This window comes from Vibrio sp. E150_011 (assembly GCF_053544015.1).
Map to the genome: position 1 here is coordinate 68582 of NZ_JBHFOL010000008.1, position 15991 is coordinate 84572.

15 protein-coding genes are annotated in these 15991 nt (G+C 44.7%); 8 read left to right on the forward strand and 7 right to left on the reverse strand.

All coding sequences use genetic code 11. The annotated features are described in order from the left end of the window. Window positions 1-292: 292 nt before the first annotated feature. Genes ACE1OE_RS13785 through ACE1OE_RS13810 form a run of 6 tightly spaced genes read left to right on the forward strand, consistent with a single transcriptional unit; the run spans window position 293 to window position 5179 of the window. Window positions 293-1060: a DUF3450 domain-containing protein gene (locus tag ACE1OE_RS13785; RefSeq protein ID WP_102469904.1), complete on the forward strand. Its 768-nt coding sequence runs from the start codon at window positions 293-295 to the stop codon at window positions 1058-1060. Continuing rightward, a complete protein-coding gene (locus ACE1OE_RS13790) occupies window positions 1060-2403 on the forward strand; it encodes a MotA/TolQ/ExbB proton channel family protein (protein WP_102469903.1) in 1344 nt (447 codons plus the stop codon). Before ACE1OE_RS13785 ends, ACE1OE_RS13790 begins: the two co-directional genes overlap by 1 nt. Further along, on the forward strand, window positions 2393-2968 hold the full coding sequence (locus tag ACE1OE_RS13795) for a MotA/TolQ/ExbB proton channel family protein (protein WP_102469902.1): 576 nt from the start codon (window positions 2393-2395) through the stop codon (window positions 2966-2968). Before ACE1OE_RS13790 ends, ACE1OE_RS13795 begins: the two co-directional genes overlap by 11 nt. Beyond that, window positions 2965-3369 carry an ExbD/TolR family protein gene (locus ACE1OE_RS13800; RefSeq protein WP_102469901.1) on the forward strand — a complete coding sequence of 135 codons (405 nt, stop codon included), beginning with the start codon at window positions 2965-2967 and terminating at the stop codon, window positions 3367-3369. Before ACE1OE_RS13795 ends, ACE1OE_RS13800 begins: the two co-directional genes overlap by 4 nt. Further along, window positions 3369-3995: an energy transducer TonB gene (locus ACE1OE_RS13805; protein ID WP_372059950.1), complete on the forward strand. Its 627-nt coding sequence runs from the start codon at window positions 3369-3371 to the stop codon at window positions 3993-3995. Before ACE1OE_RS13800 ends, ACE1OE_RS13805 begins: the two co-directional genes overlap by 1 nt. Next, complete coding sequence (locus tag ACE1OE_RS13810; protein WP_449211413.1) at window positions 3992-5179, forward strand: tetratricopeptide repeat protein; 1188 nt, start codon at window positions 3992-3994, stop codon at window positions 5177-5179. The genes ACE1OE_RS13805 and ACE1OE_RS13810 overlap by 4 nt, the downstream gene beginning before the upstream one ends. Before the next feature lie 115 nt (window positions 5180-5294). Here the strand turns inward: ACE1OE_RS13810 and ACE1OE_RS13815 are convergent, their stop codons facing one another. The 3 genes from ACE1OE_RS13815 to nfo all read right to left on the reverse strand — a co-directional run bounded on the left by ACE1OE_RS13815 (window position 5295) and on the right by nfo (window position 7807). Continuing rightward, window positions 5295-5846, reverse strand: coding sequence for a hemerythrin domain-containing protein (locus ACE1OE_RS13815; protein ID WP_449211414.1), 552 nt, complete (start codon window positions 5844-5846; stop codon window positions 5295-5297). 86 nt (window positions 5847-5932) lie between these two features. After that, the gene (ung, locus tag ACE1OE_RS13820) at window positions 5933-6622 is read right to left on the reverse strand and encodes a uracil-DNA glycosylase (RefSeq protein WP_449211478.1); all 690 of its coding nucleotides are present in this window, start codon (window positions 6620-6622) and stop codon (window positions 5933-5935) included. Between the two features lie 333 nt (window positions 6623-6955). Further along, a complete protein-coding gene (gene nfo / locus ACE1OE_RS13825) occupies window positions 6956-7807 on the reverse strand; it encodes a deoxyribonuclease IV (RefSeq protein WP_372059947.1) in 852 nt (283 codons plus the stop codon). A 370-nt stretch (window positions 7808-8177) separates the two neighbouring features. Between nfo and grcA the strand changes: the two genes are divergently transcribed. Further along, window positions 8178-8555: an autonomous glycyl radical cofactor GrcA gene (grcA, locus tag ACE1OE_RS13830; protein WP_102469895.1), complete on the forward strand. Its 378-nt coding sequence runs from the start codon at window positions 8178-8180 to the stop codon at window positions 8553-8555. A 161-nt stretch (window positions 8556-8716) separates the two neighbouring features. Here grcA and tyrS read toward each other — a convergent pair whose 3' ends face one another. Next, window positions 8717-9904, reverse strand: a complete 1188-nt coding sequence (gene tyrS / locus ACE1OE_RS13835; RefSeq protein ID WP_102469894.1) for a tyrosine--tRNA ligase — start codon at window positions 9902-9904, stop codon at window positions 8717-8719. Between the two features lie 129 nt (window positions 9905-10033). On the opposite strand from tyrS, the gene ACE1OE_RS13840 reads away from it, so the two are divergent. Next, the gene (locus tag ACE1OE_RS13840) at window positions 10034-11323 is read left to right on the forward strand and encodes a peptidoglycan DD-metalloendopeptidase family protein (protein WP_102469893.1); all 1290 of its coding nucleotides are present in this window, start codon (window positions 10034-10036) and stop codon (window positions 11321-11323) included. A gap of 141 nt (window positions 11324-11464) precedes the next feature. On the opposite strand, the gene ACE1OE_RS13845 is transcribed toward ACE1OE_RS13840, so the two are convergent. The 3 genes from ACE1OE_RS13845 to ACE1OE_RS13855 form a co-directional block, all read right to left on the reverse strand. After that, on the reverse strand, window positions 11465-13312 hold the full coding sequence (locus tag ACE1OE_RS13845) for an AMP-dependent synthetase/ligase (RefSeq protein ID WP_449211415.1): 1848 nt from the start codon (window positions 13310-13312) through the stop codon (window positions 11465-11467). A gap of 178 nt (window positions 13313-13490) precedes the next feature. After that, entirely contained in the window at window positions 13491-14450 is a 960-nt protein-coding gene (gene leuO, locus ACE1OE_RS13850) for a transcriptional regulator LeuO (protein ID WP_102469891.1), read from the reverse strand. A gap of 490 nt (window positions 14451-14940) precedes the next feature. Continuing rightward, window positions 14941-15984 (reverse strand): MJ1255/VC2487 family glycosyltransferase, encoded by a 1044-nt coding sequence (locus tag ACE1OE_RS13855; RefSeq protein WP_102469890.1) that lies wholly within the window; start codon window positions 15982-15984, stop codon window positions 14941-14943. Window positions 15985-15991 lie beyond the last annotated feature (7 nt).

Genomic DNA, 15991 nt, shown 5'->3' on the forward strand with positions numbered 1-15991 from the left:
TCTCAATTTTAACCACAAGTGCACTCATGTTATTGTCCTAGGCTGACAGTAACCATGAGGAATGTAAGTGTATAAAATCATACATAAATTACTGTATGCACTGTAATTGAGAGGCCGTATTTCATTTTTTGATTACGTTACTGACGACAATCCATTCATCTCGATTAGACATAAACGTCTAAATGCATGTTGTCGGTACGGCCATTATTTTAGTTTTATGTGTTAGACGACATAAAACCCGTAACTTTATTTTTCATTTTCCCTTTCTATTCGAAAGCAACAGGTTATTGAAATGAACAAAACGCTCGTTCACGCCGCATTGTGCTCCTTATCATTGGTCGCTATCAATGGGCAAGCTTTGGCCAATGATCTCAACACCGCAAGAAATGTTGAGGCTCAAACTATTACTCAAGGCACACAAAGCCAAAAACGCATCAATACCAGTAGCGACAAGGCGTTTGAGCTGAGCTCTGAAATTGCCGCTCTTGAGCAAGAGATCGCCAACCTTGAAGTATACGAGCGTCACTTGCAATCCGTCGTCGATAACCAACAACAAGAACTGACAAGTATCAACACACAACTCGTGCAAATCAGTGATACCCGCCAAGGTGTTGTACCACTAATGTACAAAATGCTTAGTGGGTTAGAGACTCACATCCAACAAGATAAACCCATTCGTATTGACGCCCGCTTAGCGCGCTTAGAAGAATTAAAGTCTCTTATGCCCCAAGCGGATGTCAGCGATGCAGAAAAGTATCGTCGCATCTTAGAGGCTTATCAGATCGAGATGGATTATGGCATTAAACTGGGCAGCTATCGTTCACGCATCAATGTCGGCGATGGCATCGAAGCCGAGCAGCTTTATCTAGGTCGCTTATCATTAGTCGCCCGTAGCCTGGATAGGAATCAATATTGGTCATGGGACAATCGTCAACGCACTTGGGTCAGCACTGATGCCTCACTTGCTTCACATATCGACCAAGCGTTTGCAATCGCGAACAAACAAGCCTCACCAAGCCTGATGACACTTCCGGTTTCTCTTGCCAAGGATCCTAGCTAATGCGTTACCTGACCTTATTGATTGCGCTGTTTTCATTCAGCGTCTCACACCTTACTTTCGCTGCTAATACGCTAACAAGTGACGCTAAGACAGCCCAAAAGCAAGAGCAACAACACAATGCCGCACGTGAAGCTCAGTTTAAGAAAGACGAGCAAACGCTTACAGCCAAACGCAAACAGCTTACTGAACGTAAGCGCCAGCTCGATGCATCTATTGAGTCTCTCAGTACGCAGTTTTCAAATAATGAAAAGACACTGGCGGAAAAACAAAAACAGCTACACCTTGAAACGGGCAGCTTAGGTGAACTGTTTGGTGTCGTTCGTCAATCAGCAAAAGAGCTGCAACTTGAGTTGGAAACGTCCGTCGCCAACAGTGAACAAGCACCACAACGTGCCGATATTGAGAACATTGTCGCGGCGAAAACACTACCGTCAATCCAAGAACTCACCGCATTATGGCAAGCATTTAATGCTCAGATAGCCAGCAGTGGCACCTATGCCAATATTGATGTTCCATTTGTCACTGGTAACGGTGAAATTACCACGATAAAAGCGCTCCGCCTTGGTAACTTCGCATTGCTAGCTAAACAGGGCCCTATTGATTGGGACGGTCAACTTGCAAGCGACTTCCCTCGACTCCCTAGCTCGGTTTCAACCATTGATAACGCCGAGAGTATCGTCAATGGCCAAATCCCTGTCGTAATCGATCCAAGCCGCGGGGATATCTACAAGCAATTAGCCGAAAATCCAACCCTAGCTCAACGATTTGAGCACGGTGGCATTGTCGGTAAGATTATTGCGGGATTATTCCTTGTTGGTTTGATCATCGCGTTATATCGCGCGGTCGTATTAGTTCGAATTGAGCAACAAATTAGCAAACAACTAAAAAGTCCCGAGACACCGACCGACAACCCGCTGGGCCGCGTGTTAAGTGTTTACAATCGCGATAAAAAGATGAACGTCGAGGCACTAGAGCTCCGCCTTCTGGAATCCATTATGGATGAACAGCAGCACCTAGAGCGTGGCTTAAGTATGCTAAAACTGATTGCGGCACTTGCACCAATGCTTGGTTTACTGGGTACCGTAACCGGTATGATTGAAACCTTCCAAGTGATCACTCAGTTTGGTAATGCCGAACCGCGTGTCATGGCTGGCGGTATCTCAATGGCGCTTGTAACGACCGTTCTCGGCTTGATCACAGCGATGCCACTGTTACTGGCTCATAACCTTCTGAGCTCAAAATCAGAGTCTATTCGGAATATATTGGAACGCCAAAGTGTCGGTTTAGTCGCTGAGCAAGCAGAAGTCCACTCTACCGAACAGAGAGCGAGCTATGCTGCATAATCTGACCAATTGGCTTCCTGGCTCAGAACACCTGAGCCAGTTTATGAACCAAGGTGGCCCCATTCTTTGGTGGCTAGCGGCTGTTGTCGTGGTCTTTTGGGTTGTCGCCTTTGAGCGAATTATCTATTTTTCGCGAGCGTTCCCAGTACAAAAACGCGATTGGACAAAAAAGTGGTCGCAACGTACTGACCATTTTTCTTGGTACGCTCGCATGCAGCGAGATGCGATCCTAAGTGATGCAGAAAACCAACTGAAGCAGAACCTTAACCTTCTAAAATGCTTACTAGCACTGTGCCCAATGCTGGGTCTTTTAGGCACAGTCACCGGTATGATCACTGTTTTTGACACACTGGCTGCACAAGGTAGCGCTCAACCACGCCTCATGGCGGCGGGCATCTCTATGGCGACGATTCCAACTATGGCTGGTATGGTTGCCGCCCTATCAGGCATGCTCGCGTTTTCTCGCATCCAGAAATGGAGCAACAAGAATTTGTTTCAGTTAGAGCAACTATTAAGAAGTGACCAACACATGGGAAGCCATCATCCCATAAGGAATAATACATGAGACTTGGCCACCGAAAAAAACAACAAGAAGAAGCCAACATTGATATGACCTCAATGCTCGACATTGTGTTCATCATGCTGATCTTTTTCATTGTCACTAGCTCTTTTGTCCGTGAATCAGGCGTGGACGTGAATCGTCCACAAGCCAGTCATGCGGTTAGTCAAAAGGATGCAGGGATATTTGTCGCCATTACTGCGAATAACGATGTATTCATTGATAAACGTCGCGTGGATGTAGAACGCGTGCAAGCGACTATCGAAAAACTATTACTTGAACAACCTAATGCGTCAATGGTCATTCAAGCCGATAAACATGCCTTCAATGGTACCGTTGTACAGGTCATGGACAGCGCAAAAGGTGCCGGGGTAACCAAGATAGCCCTCGCAACGGAGAGCCCGTAATGCTTCGCATTTTGTTGAGTATCCCCTTAGCAATGGCGCTGGCCTTCACTCTGTTCTCTTTTATGAGCTGGATGATCGACATCGGTCCAAAGTCTAAACCTGAAGAATCAGCAAGGCTAAGTTACGATCTAGTCATGACTGAACCGGATAGCGAAACGGCACGACGCACTCGTCTTTTGCCTGAACCGCCAAAGATGCCGGCGACACCACCTTCAGCGGCAGTGGTAGAGCAAAGCTCACAAAGCTCGAGTGTGCAAACCCCGACGTCACCTCAACTGCCTAATATTGCCATATCAACTCAGGTTGCGGGTGTGGCAATGAACGCCCCTAGCGTACCGGATATTGGTCGTAACCAGCAGGTCATGCCGTTGCATCGGAAAGAGCCACGCTACCCACGTCGTGCGATACAGCGCAATGTTGAAGGTTATGTCGTGATGTCATTCACCATTGACGTCAACGGTCGTCCAAGTGATATCGAAGTCGTCGAGGCCAATCCAAAGCGTATGTTCGAACGAGAAGCGATGGTAGCGCTGAAACAATGGAAATATCAGCCAATGATGGTCAATGGCAACGCACAACCAAGAGTTGGGCAAACGGTCAAATTGGAGTTTAAGTTAAACCAATGAAAAAACGATTGACTCATTTAAGCCTCCTCCTTACATGCTGCTTATCATTTTCGTTTAGCCAAGTGGCAGTGGCAAAACAAGAGCTTGGCATGCGAACGGCAACCCAAGTTTCCAAGGCTTATGAACTTGAACAGCAAGAAAAGCTCACAGAAGCCATCGCGTTGCTCGAAACACTCAAACCATCGGCAAGTTTTGATAAGGCTTACGTCGCAAGGATGCTCGGCATTTATTATTGGCAAGCTGATAAAACTGATCTTGCGATCAAGCAGTTGCAAATCGCCGTAAATACGCATGCTTTTAAAGATGATCAAGGCTGGCAAACCGAGCGTATGCTCGCCGAATTGTTATTATCGGATACCAAAGCAGAGCAATCGTTAGTCCATTTTGAGCGTTTGGTTACATCGGCCGAAGCGCTTGAAATCCCCAAAGCGCAACTCACCACGGCTTGGCTCAACAAAGCCAGAGCCCACTACTTATTGCAACAGTGGACGCCATTGCTGGCTTCGATTAACCAATACCATCGCCTTGATAGTACCCCAAAGCTGCAACCCCTTAGCTTACAACTCAGTGCCGAGCTGCAACTATCTCGCCTAAAAAGCGCAATCATTACGAGTCAAAAGCTGCTTGCCTTACAACCAGAAAAAATGATGTGGTGGCAACAACTGAGTGCGCTTTACATGCAAACCAAGCAATATAAGCTGGCTCTCGCCACGCTCGTTTCCGCCAAGCGAGCAGGCATCGACATTCCGGATACGATGCAACTTAGTATGGCGCAGCTTTATGCTCAGCAAGGGATCCCTGAGAAATCAGCACACCTCTATCGCGATCTACAACTCAGTGACACTGACGTCGATACCATCGTCAAACAAGCGACACATTGGCAAATGGCGAGAGAATGGACGCACGCACAGACCTCATGGTTAGCAGCGGCTCGTCTCAATGCTAAATACTATGAACAAGTATCGCGACTAGAAATGCAACAGGGTGATTTTAAGCAAGCCTTACAATCGTTAGATAAAGTCAAAGGGCTTACGTTGCAAGAAAAGCAATTGCTGCAAATCCGTGCCTATGTGGGATTGAAACAATACGCTACTGCGAAGACACTTGCCGAAAGCGCCCATAAAGCAAAACCAACGACGCAAACAGCAGATTGGCTCAACTATCTGGATCAAATGACTCAATAGACTTAATCATTACAAAAACCTACCGAAACGACAAAGGCATCGCTAGCGATGCCTTTGTCGTTTACGATGATCTTATTACTATCAATACCGCTACTTTCAGATCTCGATACCTAAGCTACACGCTTTCAAACTCATTCTGTCGCACCCGTTCAGCCAATTGCTTGTATCGGTCAGCAATGGTGTCACCAAACACGGGGTCATCATCAGCGTCGGTCCACAACGCCTCAACCACTTGCCAATCCTCTGTTGAAAACATCTTATCGATGAGTGGCAATACTGATTGTTCTTCAAGGTCTAAATGCTGCTTTTGGTTACGAATAAATTCAGACAAGCGATTGGCAAAAATCTCATGTGGCACGACCGCATCTTGCAAGATCATTTCAACGATATCGAGGAAATCATGCGTTTTCTCCGACAGATCATGATGCTCTGCCTCAAGATTCGATATGGTGCCCTGCTGTCCGTAATGCTCAATGAAATAGCGGTAAAGAATATCTTCTTTAGGATGATGCACTTTCTCTGAATGCACGGTTAGGTAGGTCACTATCTCTTTGATCAGAGAGTAATTGATGGGCTCTTCGCGCTCTAACAAATGTAATTTACGATTCAATATGGCGAGCAAACGGACCATATAGCCGTGCTCGCGTCTTATCCTTTCGATCATCATCGCCTTCTCTCCCTTAATTCCACATTCTTAATAAGTGTATAAGAGTTTCCAAGTTCATGCTTTGACTATGCTCGAAAAACCAGCGATTACCCCTCGCTACCAACCAGGTTAGGCTGCCAATTAATTGGATCTTTACCCATCGAACTCAGTAGTTGATTCGCTTGAGAAAAATGTTGGCAACCAAAAAAACCACGACGTGCCGACAACGGAGACGGATGTGGCGCAGTCAGCACATGGTGCCGCTGTCGATCGATTATCATGCCTTTTTTCTGTGCATGTGCTCCCCACAGCAAGAAAATAATATTCTCTCCATCGGTGTTGAGCGATTCAATCACATGATCAGTGAAAGTTTCCCAGCCCGCTTTCGAATGAGAATGAGCCTGGCCTTGCTCCACGGTGAGCACTGTATTCAGTAATAATACGCCTTGATCGGCCCAGCTTTTCAAAAAGCCATGAGAAGGAATCTCAAAACCATCGATATCTTGCGCCAATTCTTTATAGATATTCACAAGAGACGGTGGTTTTTTTACACTAGGTAACACCGAAAAGCACAAGCCATGGGCTTGATGAGGGCCATGATAAGGGTCTTGCCCAAGTATCACTACCTTAGTGCTGCTAAATTCAGTAAATTTGAATGCGTTGAATACATCATTGGCGGGAGGGTAAACGATCTTGCCTGATTCTCTTTCATTTTCTACAAACGAAAGCGTCTGCTGAAAGTACGCCTGTTGCTTCTCTTTTTCAATGACGTCATGCCATGTCAGTGTTGTCATTATGATTCCCCAGAGTTTGAAACTCTGGGGAGTTTAGCATCTCAAAAGTCACCACCACTACCGATTTAATACCAGTTTTATAGGGTTCAATTAATGATTACTTTTATGTTGTGGCGCTCGATGGTGCCCTTGTCCCGTCACATGACGATTTGGAACAGGGAAACGACTAGAACGCATGGTATTTGGTCGTGGAGCGACAGTTCGAGACATAATGACACCTACCTAAATCTTACACTACGATGGTTCGTGATATTTTCAAAATCACACTTTTATGCAACGTGCATGTAATCAATTATGAAAGAAAGATGCCAAAGATCCATGTTGTCACAAAAAAAATTAACTTTTTATTGCTAAGTGTCTCAGTTGTTGGATTTCATCAATCCAAATACCTGGTTCAATAGTCTCTAAAATCAATGGGATAGAATCAAATCTACGATCTTTCATGATGAACTCAAAACAGTCCCAGCCAATCTCTCCTTTCCCCAAAGATTGGTGGCGGTCAACCCTGTCACCTAATGCTATCTTTGAATCGTTGAGGTGCATTGCTCGTAAATAGTGCATCCCAACAATGTTATCAAACTCAGAAAATGTCGCCTCACAGGCTTCACTAGTTCGCAGGTCATAGCCAGCTGTGAATGTGTGGCAAGTATCAAGACACACCCCGACACGACTTTTATCTTCAACTTTGGCAATAATATGAGCAAGGTGCTCAAATCGCCAGCCAAGGTTCGTGCCCTGCCCGGCAGTATTTTCTATCACTGCCACGACGTTAGGCACCGCTTGATGAGCGATATTGATGGACTCCGCAATGCGATCCAAACACTCATCTTCTGTGATTTTTTTGAGGTGGCTACCCGGATGAAAATTCAATAACGTTAGACCCAGCTGCTGGCAGCGCTCCATTTCATCAATAAATGCCGCTCTCGATTTTTCAAGCTTTTCTAATTCAGGTGCGCCTAAGTTAATCAGGTAGGAATCGTGCGGAAGTATTTGCTCCGGAAGAAACTGGTATTTTTCACATTCTTCCTTAAAACGAATAATGGTTTCTTGTGTTAGCGGCTTCGCCACCCATTGCCTTTGATTCTTTGTGAACAGCGCAAATGCGTTTGCTCCAATTTCTGACGCTCGTTGTGGCACATTATCCACCCCACCAGCTGCTGATAAATGTGCACCTATAAACTTATTCATACCTTAACAACCCGATCTATATCACATTTTTAAAACTGTTATTTAGCGATCTTATACTTTCAGCTTTAACTATTGAAGCCCTTGTTTCTTGGTACACGGCGCTCTCAAAAACACAAAAATGTAGTTTTATTACTACATTTATCTCTTTCAAATAATTTTTAATGTATAAAATATTATTTAAGGCACCATTTTAAGAGGCTTAGTTGATATAGGTCAAGAAATCAGCCTTACACTAATTAATGTTATTTGTTGTAATTTGATCTAAATCAATACTAGAATACCCATTATTAGGTATATATAGCTCAGCTCAATAAAATTTGAAATTTAACACCACAACAATACCGCTATGAAAGTGGTTCAGGAGATAGTGATGATTCAAGGTATCCAAATTACTCAAGCAGCAAACGACGACCTACTCAATTCAATCTGGTTGCTAGATGGCGAGAAAAACGAAGCGCGCTGCGTTGCTGCCGCGACAGGTTTTGAAGCAGACCAAGTAGTTGCAATCAGCGATCTAGGTGAATACGAAAGCCGTGAAGTTGCCATTGAAACGGCACCTCGCATCGAAGGTGGCCAACACCTTAACGTTAACGTTCTTAAGCGTGAAACGCTAGAAGATGCTGTTGCTCACCCAGAGAACTACCCACAGCTTACTATCCGTGTTTCTGGCTACGCTGTGCGTTTTAACTCTCTAACAGTAGAGCAACAACGTGACGTAATCGCACGTACGTTTACTGAATCTCTATAATTTAGAATTTAGGCAATCAAAATATAAAAACAGACGCGATCGCGTCTGTTTTTTTTTGCTTAAGGCTCCCCTCAAACGTATCAGATATAAAAAAACCTCCCGAAAGAGGTTTTCATTCTGTCATGACTCAACATACGCCATAAGGCGGTAACGAAACGAGTCTACTTAAGTGTCACACGAGCAAACTTACGCTTACCAACCTGGTACACGGCTTGTCCTACAGCAGGAACGAGTTTTGTATCTTCGACTTTATCGCCATCGATTTTCACCGCACCTTGACGAATCATTCGCATCGCATCGGAGGTTGAACCGACAAGACCCGCTTCTTTCAGCAAGTTGTTGATGGCAATACCCGCTTCAAACTCAAATTCAGGCATCTCGTCAGGCATTGCGCCTTTTTGGAAGCGATTGATAAACTCTTGCTCTGCCGCGTCCGCATCTGCTTGTGAGTGGAAGCGCGCAATGATTTCTTTCGCCAGCAGAATCTTAACGTCTCGAGGGTTTTTACCCGCTTCTACATCGGCTTTAAATTGTGCGATTTCTTCTAGCGGACGGAAAGACAGTAACTCGTAGTAACTCCACATCAGCACGTCTGAGATCGACATGATTTTACCAAACATCTCTGTTGGTACTTCACTCACACCAATATAGTTATGCGCGGATTTGGACATTTTCTTCTCACCGTCAAGTCCAACGAGAAGTGGCATTGTTAATATGACTTGTGGCTTCTGACCATGCGACTTTTGTAGTTCTCGGCCCATTAAGAGGTTGAATTTTTGGTCAGTACCACCCAACTCAACGTCGGTTTCCATCGCAACAGAATCATAGCCTTGCAGTAACGGGTACATGAATTCATGGATCGCAATAGGTTGACCGTTGCTATAACGCTTCTTGAAGTCATCACGCTCTAACATGCGTGCAACCGTTTGGTTTGCAGCAAGGCGGATCATACCTTCTGCTCCAAGGTCTGACAGCCATTCAGAATTAAACTGAATTTTGGTCTTTGCAGGATCTAAGATTTTAAACACCTGCTCCTTGTAAGTGTCGGCGTTACGAAGTACGTCTTCACGAGTCAGTGGCGGTCGAGTGGTGTTTTTACCCGTTGGGTCACCCACCATACCTGTGAAATCACCAATCAAAAACGTCACGTCATGACCTAAATCTTGGAACGTACGTAGCTTGTTTAAAATGACCGTGTGGCCTAAGTGAATATCCGGCGCAGTCGGATCGGCACCTAGCTTAATACGTAGAGGACGGTTTTCTTTAAGTTTCGCAATGAGTTCTTCTTCTGGAATCAACTCATCGACACCACGTTTAATCTCAGCTAATGCAGCTTCTAGGCTCGCCATTCTTGTTCACTCCCACAGATTTGGCAAAAATATAATAGTTAGACATCTTACTTGAATAGCGATGTTTTTTGAAACCAGTTAGACTAATTGGTTCAGGAAATTTAAAAAATAATGTTGAATTAATCACTCATGGTATCTGTTTTTAAGCGCCTCCCTTGGCTTCATCGAGCTCTGATCGCATTTTTCACCGCGCTGATTGTCGTCGCTCTGTTCTTACCCGACGCCGCAGAGCTTCACGATGACCCGAATAAACTCGAGATAGGTAAATATTATCCACTGACAATTAATGCGTCTTCATTGAATATTGCCAACGAACCACCGCCAACGGTTGTCCTTAATTGGGAAGAACATTCTGTGCGTTCTGGCGAAAGCGCTGCAATATTATTTCAACGTGTGGGATTGTCTGCTCGCTTGCTCTATGACCTAGTGAATACCAATAAAGACATCGAACAACAACTGTCGCGCCTTCGACCTGGTGATACACTGATATTTGGCTTTGATGAGCATAATGACTTATTGCAACTGAAGCGGAGAATGAATGACTACGAGACCTTCCTGATTACTCGTACCGATGACGGCTTTACCTCTCAGTTCGACAAGAAAGACATCGACTACCAATACAACTATGCCGAGGCCGATATTACCTCTAACTTCTGGAATGCAGGAATAGGCGCCGGCCTAACGGCGAATCAGATCATGGAGCTCGCCGGTATTTTTGGTTGGGATATCGATTTCGCATTAGACATCCGTTCAGGTGATCACTTTGAGTTGCTCTATCAAGAAAAAGTGGTCGAGGGTGAAGTCATTGGCAGAGGTAAAATCATCGCGGCGGTGTTTAAAAACCAAGGTGATACATTTAAAGCCATTCTAGATGATAATACCAACAGCTATTATGACGAAAATGGCCGAGCCATGAAAAAAGCATTTCTACGCTCACCACTTGATTTCCGACGAGTTACCTCCAATTTCAACCCTAATCGACGCCACCCCGTGACCGGGAAAGTTCGTGCTCACCGTGGTACTGATTATGCGGCACCGGTTGGCACACCTATTTGGGCCGCAGGTGATGGCACGGTTCAAAAGTCAGGGTATAACCAATTTAACGGTAACTACGTTTTCATCAAGCACAGCAACACCTATATCACCAAGTACTTGCACCTAACTAAACGCACCGTCAAAACGGGGCAACGCGTTAAGCAAGGACAGACCATTGGTACACTTGGTGGGACAGGACGCGTGACCGGTCCACATTTGCATTATGAATTCTTGGTTAATGGCGTTCATAAGAATGCGAGAACGGTTAAGCTGCCGCAGTCTAAGTCTCTTACCGGCAAAGCAAAGCAAACCTTCCTTGCTAATGCGGAGATCCGCCTCACCAAGATGAATCGCTACAGCCAATTGTTGTTTGCTAAGCCCTAGCGTCAAAGCCGCTTAGCGTGCTCAGTGTTTGCTCATGATTGGCCGCCATTAAAAAAGCCCCCTTGAATAAATCTCAAGGGGGCTTTTTATCATCAATGACTTATTTAGTACCATCACATGTGATGACACGCCGAGAGTCGATTATTTATCGTTGTTCTCTTTGATGTCTTTCTTTTTCGAGTCTTTTTTATGGTGGTTGTCGCTATACATCTCTTCAATTTCATCTTGGTAACGATCATTGATCACCTTGCGACGTAATTTTTGAGTGGGTGTAAGCTCACCTTTGTCCATAGAAAAGCCACGAGGCAGTAATTTGAACTTCTTAACTTGTTCAAATTTTGCTAAGCCTTTTTGCAATTCAAACACTCGCTTCTCAAACATTTCGACAACTTCGTTATGTTTAATCAACTCTAAGCGATCATGGTATTTGATATTGAGTTCTTTGGCATACTCTTCGAGTGTGTCAAAGCATGGCACAATAAGCGCTGAGACAAATTTACGAGTGTCCGCGATAACCGCGATTTGTTCGATGTAATGGTCTTTACCAATGGTGCCCTCAATCGCTTGAGGAGCAATGTATTTACCATTTGACGTTTTCATTAGCTCTTTAATGCGGTCAGTAATGAATAAATTTCCATTGGCATCAAATTCACCGGCGTCACCAGTCTTTAAGAAGCCGTCAGCATCAAACGTTTTGGCCGTCTCTTCTGGCATTTTATAGTAGCCACGCATCACCATTGGACCGCGCACAAGTATCTCGCTATTCTCACCAATTTTCACTTCGGCGCCAGGCATCGGCATGCCAATAGAATCCGGGTTGTAACAGGTGTCATCCCAGCACGATACGGTCGCCGTCGTTTCTGTCATGCCATAGCCTAGCTTGACATTAATGCCAATCGCTTGGAAAAAGCGGCCAATCGTCTCATCAAGCTTCGCGCCACCACATGGCATAAAGTTGATGTTGCCACCGAGCAATTCACGTAGCTTACTCAAGACAATTTTATCGGCTAATGCATGACTCTTTTTGAGCATGAAAGAGGGCTGAACATTGTCTTGACGACATTGGGCCATTTTTGCACCCATGTTCACCGCCCAAGTAAAGAGCACCTTACGGTGTATTGGCGCCTTAGAAACACGCTCATGGATAGCAGAAAATATTTTCTCATAGAAGCGCGGCACCGCACTCATGACCGTTGGGCGAATCTCGCCCAAGGCATCACGCACTTGCATCGTGTCTTGCAAGTAACAGTTGGTTGCCCCTTTATAGAGGACGTAAAACGTCCAAGCACGCTCAAATACGTGAGACAGAGGCAAGAAGCACAGTGATACATCACTTTCAGACAAGCTCAGACGCTCATCATGCCCTTTCAGTTGTGCACCAATGTTCTGGTAGTCCAGCATCACACCTTTGGGCTGACCGGTTGTACCAGAGGTATAGATAAACGTCAGCAAGTCTTCAAAGTTGGCCTGCTCAAGTCGGGCCAAGAACTCTGGTTGCTGCTGGCTATGATCACCCGCGATGAAATCATCCCAAGTCATCACAAACGACTCGTCTGACGCAGCAATGCTGTCACACATAGTGACTATGCATTCCAGTTGTGGACATTCATCATAAATAGACAACGCCGCATCAAATTGGTCTTGTTCACCAACGAAAAGAATGCGTACATCGGCATTTTGAAGAATATAGCTCGTTTGAGCAGCCGTATTCGTTGGGTAAAGAGGGACAGTCACCGCACGGATTTGCAAGGATGCAAAATCAGCGATCGTCCATTTAGGCATGTTATTTGAGATAATGCCTATCTTGTCTTGAGGTTGAATACCTCGACTCAACAAGGCAAGAGACAGTGCATCAAGGTTTGCACCAAACTCTTTCCAGCTAATCCCTTGCCACACATTGTCGATCTTATGTCTTAAGGCGATCTTATCGCCACCTTTTAGGATTCGTTCACGAATCTTTTTTACAATATGGAATTCTAAATTAGCCATGTTCTATCTTACCTTTAAGCGTACACGCGTAAGCCATTTGAGCGCACAAGTGTACCTATGATGATAGAAAAGGCAACAGACCCAAATCAAACTTATGGCTAAATAATGTAACGAAAAAAGCCCCCACAACGAAGTATCAAAGACTTAGTTGTGGGGGCTTATTCTCATTGGCTGTGAATTACGCGAATGCGACAACTTCACCGCAGATCATCATTAACTGATCACGCAACCAGATGTGACCCTTATCTTTTTCGCTTGATTCATGCCAACTTAAAAACCCACTGATCATGGCATTGTCAAATGGCAATGAAAGCACTTGTAGCTGATCTTTATTGACCGCGTTTTCTACCATCCAGCGTGGTGCAATCGTAACCAGTTCAGACTGGCCAACAACATAGAGCACATTGCTTAGGCTAGTGCCTTCATAAGATGCTTGGCAATCTAGGTCTTTATAAGCATGCTCAGAGAAGCTACGTACACCGTGTACTTTTGACAATTTCGCATGTTTCTCGTGACTAAGTTGAGCAACACTTACCGCATTGTGAATACGTGGGTGGTTTTTCGACGCGACAACGACAAGCTCATCTTGGAAGATCTCAGTACTTGAGAAACCTTGTGCATCATAACGAGCGTAATCAATAACAAAATCGATTTCTTGGTAACGCATACGATCCGCAAGTTGACGGTCTGCTTCCGCATCAAGATGCAATTGTACATGGGGAGCTTGTCCTGAAATGCTTTGCATGATCTTTGGTGCAAATCGCATGTCACATGGCGAGCAGATTGCCATTTTAAACAGGCGTGTTGATGTCTCAGGTGTAAAGATAGAACTTGGCAACTCATTACGAATCAACTGTAGCGCTTGGCGAACTGGGCCAAATAATTGACGAGCACGCTGTGTTGGTTGAATACCACGGCCTTGACGCATAAACAATTCATCATTGAACATCACTTTTAAACGCGCAACGGCGTTACTAACTGCTGGCTGTGACATCCCTAAGTTGTGCGCAGCACGGGTAATGTTTTGCTCCTGCATTACCGCGTCAAATACGGTTAATAGGTTTAGATCTACGCCACGTAATGTGCTTTCCATGCGGTAGCTAGCGATTGCGCTCATAGCATCTTTTTTGTCTAACATTTAGTAAGCCTCGTTTAAAATCAATCTCGAATATGTGGGCAAGGATTAATCAGAAAATCATTAACGTCATTTCTGTACCCTACAATGTTCTATTAATCCTCTGCATAGTTCGAGGACGAAGCAAACTATCCACTAATAATAACTTCGACACCAACAAGTTTGATAAAGAATCAGTATATTTTACCGGCAAATATGCAATATCGATAAACAACAGTAGCTTACATCTAATGTAAAAAAAGATAAATTATATTTTTAATAACTTTTGTTGCAAATAATCCCTAAAAAGATAGACACAAGATATAACACTGTTAAATCCTGTCATGTTCATCCCGTTATCTCGCATATAGTTCATTCGCCAACCCATTAAAAAAACCAATACATCAATCCAATATAAGCCTAGGGATTAATACATAGTAAGAATACCAATCGACCCCAAAATGCAAAAAAGGCTACCAAACGTAGCCTTTTTGCATTGCCGCTTGTCTCCAGGCTACATAGAAGCGTAACTAGGAAAGTCGACCTTTGCCCACAGTCGCTTCCGTAAGGCTTGGCTGCAATGCCATTCACCCGACACTAACCAATCCGCAATCTCACTCGCCACATCTGGGTATATGACACGCTCAGCTTGTTTTTCATCAAGCCAGTCTCGAACCACGGCAGCATCAAGAGAGTCCATGCTATGAGCAAGCCCCAAGCTGTCCAACGTTGCGGCATTGCTTTGCTGCTCAAATTGCCCCTCAAGTGGCTTAACAAGCAGCTTTTTCCCTAAGCTCAGCGCTTCAGAAGGTAATTCAAATCCCCCATTAGCAATCACACCCGCACATCGATGCAGATCAACCTGAAACCCCAAATGGCTTAACGGCTTCATCGTGATGTTTTCAATCTTTTCTTCTTCAACGATTTCGGGGTGATAACAAGTGAAAGGTTGATTGACAAAACGAATCAGCAAATCGATGATGGCATTAATACTCTCAAAGGGCAGATAAACCAACACCATGGCTTCTGATGTCACGCAGTGCCCTTGAGTATGAACAATAGGAGGAAGGATCGGTTGGTCAAAATGGTACCAATGCAGCCCAAGCTGATGATCCGATGGTGCAAAGCGATGAATAATTTGGTTATCGAGCCAACTTGAGCCTTTTTGCGGAACATCAAAACGAAAAGCATTTTGATGACTAATGCTTACGGTCGGGACTTTTTGACGCTTTGCCGCCCACGCTGAGATAGGCTCAAAATCGTTGACCACGACATCGTAATGACTCACATCAAGATCTCTGGTTTCTTGCATAAAGCTCAATAGGTTGTTGTCGGTTGCCGTTTGAAAATAGTCAACTTTGCCATTTTTCGTCACGAAGCTGAACCCTCGTCGCGTTTGGTAGTCGCCAAACATTTCCATCGAGAAGTACTTATTTTTGTCGCGCCCCGAAAACAAAAAATCCACGTCAACATCATGAGAACTCAGCGCTTGACTCATTGCTCGCGCTCTCGCGATATGGCCATTACCCGTTCCTTGAACCCCATAAAGTATTTTCACACGCTCT